We start from the raw sequence: 3,158 nt of genomic DNA on the forward strand, positions 1-3,158 counted from the left end.
GCAGTTCGACCTGAACCTGGACACCCAGGCCACCGCGCAGGGTATCTGGGCCACCCTGACCTATGCGACCGACCTGTTCGAACCGGCCATGCTCACGCGCATGCTGGGGCACTGGCAAAATCTGTTGCAAGGCATGCTCGACGACCCGCAGCAGCGCGTCAGCCAGTTGCCACTGTTGGGCGACGCCGAGGAACGTAGCGCGCTACAAGACTGGAACGCCACTGCTCGCGACTACACGCAGCAGCCTGTGCATCAGTTGATCGAAGCCCAGGTCGAACTCACGCCGGATGCCGAGGCGCTGGTATTTGCCGGGCAGCGCTTGACGTACACCCAACTTAATCGGCGGGCCAACCGCCTGGCCCATCGCCTGATGGACGCCGGTGTCGGCCCCGACGTGTTGGTGGGGCTGGCCGTGGAGCGTTCGATAGACATGGTCGTTGGCCTGTTGGCGGTACTCAAGGCTGGTGGCGCGTATGTGCCGCTCGACCCCGAATACCCCCGCGAGCGACTCGCCTACATGCTGGAAGACAGCGGCGTGAAGTTGCTGCTGACCCAGGCGCATCTGCTCGAACAGTTGCCGATCCCGGAAGGTCTGGAAACCCTGGTGCTGGGTGAATCCGGTTTTGACGGCTACAGCGAAGCGAACCCAGGTATTGTGCTGGAGGGCGAAAACCTCGCCTATGTGATCTACACCTCCGGCTCCACCGGCCAGCCCAAAGGTGCGGGCAACCGCCATTGTGCGCTGACCAACCGCCTGAGCTGGATGCAGGAAGCCTACGGGTTGAACGCCCGTGACACGGTGCTGCAAAAGACCCCGTTCAGCTTCGACGTGTCGGTGTGGGAGTTCTTCTGGCCGCTGATGACAGGCGCACGCCTGGTAGTGGCTGCGCCGGGTGATCACCGCGACCCGGCCAGGCTGGTAGCGTTGATCAACGCCGAACAGGTCACTACGCTGCACTTTGTGCCGTCGATGCTGCAGGCTTTCCTGCAAGACCCGGCCGTTGCTTCCTGCCACTCCTTGCAACGCATTGTGTGCAGCGGCGAAGCGCTGCCGGTGGATGCGCAACAGCAGGTATTGCGCAAGTTGCCGCAAGCCGCGTTGTACAACCTGTATGGCCCGACCGAAGCCGCCATCGACGTGACCCACTGGACCTGCATCGACGAAGGGCGTGACACGGTGCCCATTGGCCAGCCGATCGCCAACCTGTGCACCTATGTGCTGGACGCACAACTGCAAGCGACCGCTGTGGGTGTGGCCGGTGAGTTGTACCTGGGCGGTATCGGCTTGGCACGCGGTTATCATCGACGCCCTGGGCTCACCGCCGAACGGTTTGTTGCTTCGCCGTTCGCGCCCGGAGCGCGCCTGTATCGTACCGGCGACCGCGTGCGTCAGCGTGTCGTCGGGGTTATCGAATACCTTGGGCGCCTGGATCATCAGGTCAAATTGCGGGGCCTGCGCATTGAATTGGGTGAGATTGAAGCGCGTGTTCTTGAACATCCACAGGTGCAGGAAGCCTCGGTCCAGGTGGTTGATGGCAAGCACCTGGTGGGCTATCTGGTATTGCTGGCGCCGAGCGAAACCTGGCGTGAATCCCTGGGCGCACACCTGTTGGCGCACTTGCCGGACTATATGGTGCCGGCGCAATGGGTGCTGCTGGCGCAAATGCCCCTGAGCCCGAATGGCAAGCTGGACCGCAAGGCGTTGCCCAAGCCTGATGCGCACGCGCAAGAACGCGTCTATCAGGCGCCGCAGACGCAGCTGGAGCAGCGCCTCGCGACGATTTGGGCCGAGGTCCTGGAGGTTGAACGCGTCGGGTTAAATGACAATTTCTTTGAGCTGGGTGGCCATTCGCTGTTGGTGTTGAGGCTCAAGGAGCGCATCCGCAAGGCGACCGGCACAGCGCTGTCGGTCAGCCAACTGATGCTTAACCCGACCATTGCGGGGCAGGTGGCCTGCCTGGGTGGCGAAACCCGCCACTCGCTGATCGTCAAACTCAACAGCCAGACCCAAGGCACGCCACTGTTCCTTTTCCACCCAAGCTTTGGTTCGGTGCATTGCTACAAGGCCATCGGCCTGGCACTGCGTGAACAACGGCCGGTGCTGGGGGTGATCAGTCGGGCGTTGGTCGAGGAGGGCAGTGACGTGCCCAACTGGCAATCAATGGTCGATGACTACACCGCGCAACTGCTCGATGCCGTACCCGAAGGCCCTTATCGCCTGGCCGGTTGGTCCCTGGGTGGCAACCTGGCCATGGAGGTCGCGTATGCGTTGGAACAGGCGGGGCGTGTGGTCGAGGTTGTCGGTTGGATCGATGCATCGCCGCCGTACTGGCTCAAGGCCTATTGGGACACAGCGGTGATCGCCGATGACAGTGAGGTGCCGGTCAATCAGCGGCGTGTCGAGTTATTGCAGGTGATGTTTGCGCAGTCGAGCGCGTTGATTCAGGCGGCGTGGTTGCAAAGCCAGGCGCTCTCTGAAGACGAGGTGCAGCAATGGCAGGCGTTCAGCACGTGGGCCGAAGGCGCACTTGGTGAGACCTATGTGGAGGTCAAGGCCAGCTTGCTTGAGGGCGACGAAGCGCAGATCTCCTGGGAACTCGACCGTGCTCTTGGCCAGAGTCTCAAGGACGCCGACTTCAAGCCGATCCAGGCACCGATCAATTGCTGGTGGGCCGCTGCGAGCCGGGCAGGGCAGCATCGTCAGTTAATTGAGGCAAGCATGGCGCAGGTTATGGGCCGGCCGTGTATTGAGCAGTCAGTACTGATCGACTCTACCCATGATCGAATCATCGATAACGCCGCGTTCGTGCAGAGCTTTGCTGATGCGATGAAGTAACCCCCCGTGTAAAAGAAACGCCCCTGGACCGATGGCCAGGGGCGTTTTTTTATCGGTGTTATTCGCCAAACGCCACGATTCAGCGGGCAACAAAAAGCCCCTGGTCATCAGCGATGACCAGGGGCATGGGCTGGATCAGAAGTTCCAGCGGGTGCTGAGCATGACGTTACGCGGGTCGCCGTAGTAAGCCGAGTTGTAGAAGCCGATGTTGGTGTAGTACTTCTTGTCGAAGATGTTGTTGACGTTGAGGGTCGCCGATACGTTCTCGGTCACCTGGTAACGGGCCATCGCGTCGACGATCCACAGTGGGTCCTGGGAGAAG

The 3,158-nt window shown here is 61.4% G+C and carries 2 protein-coding genes; one reads left to right on the plus strand and one right to left on the minus strand.

Going from position 1 to position 3,158, the window contains the following annotated elements:
• The coding region (locus tag FEM54_RS28830; RefSeq protein ID WP_138453883.1) for a non-ribosomal peptide synthetase at positions 1–2,836 on the plus strand (2,836 nt) is incomplete at its 5' end.
• A 135-nt stretch (positions 2,837–2,971) separates the two neighbouring features.
• Here FEM54_RS28830 and FEM54_RS28835 read toward each other — a convergent pair.
• Positions 2,972–3,158 (minus strand): TonB-dependent receptor (locus tag FEM54_RS28835; RefSeq protein WP_138453884.1); only part of this gene is annotated, 187 nt, incomplete at its 5' end.

The organism is Pseudomonas edaphica (assembly GCF_005863185.1).
GTDB classification, from domain to species: Bacteria; Pseudomonadota; Gammaproteobacteria; order Pseudomonadales; family Pseudomonadaceae; genus Aquipseudomonas; species Aquipseudomonas edaphica.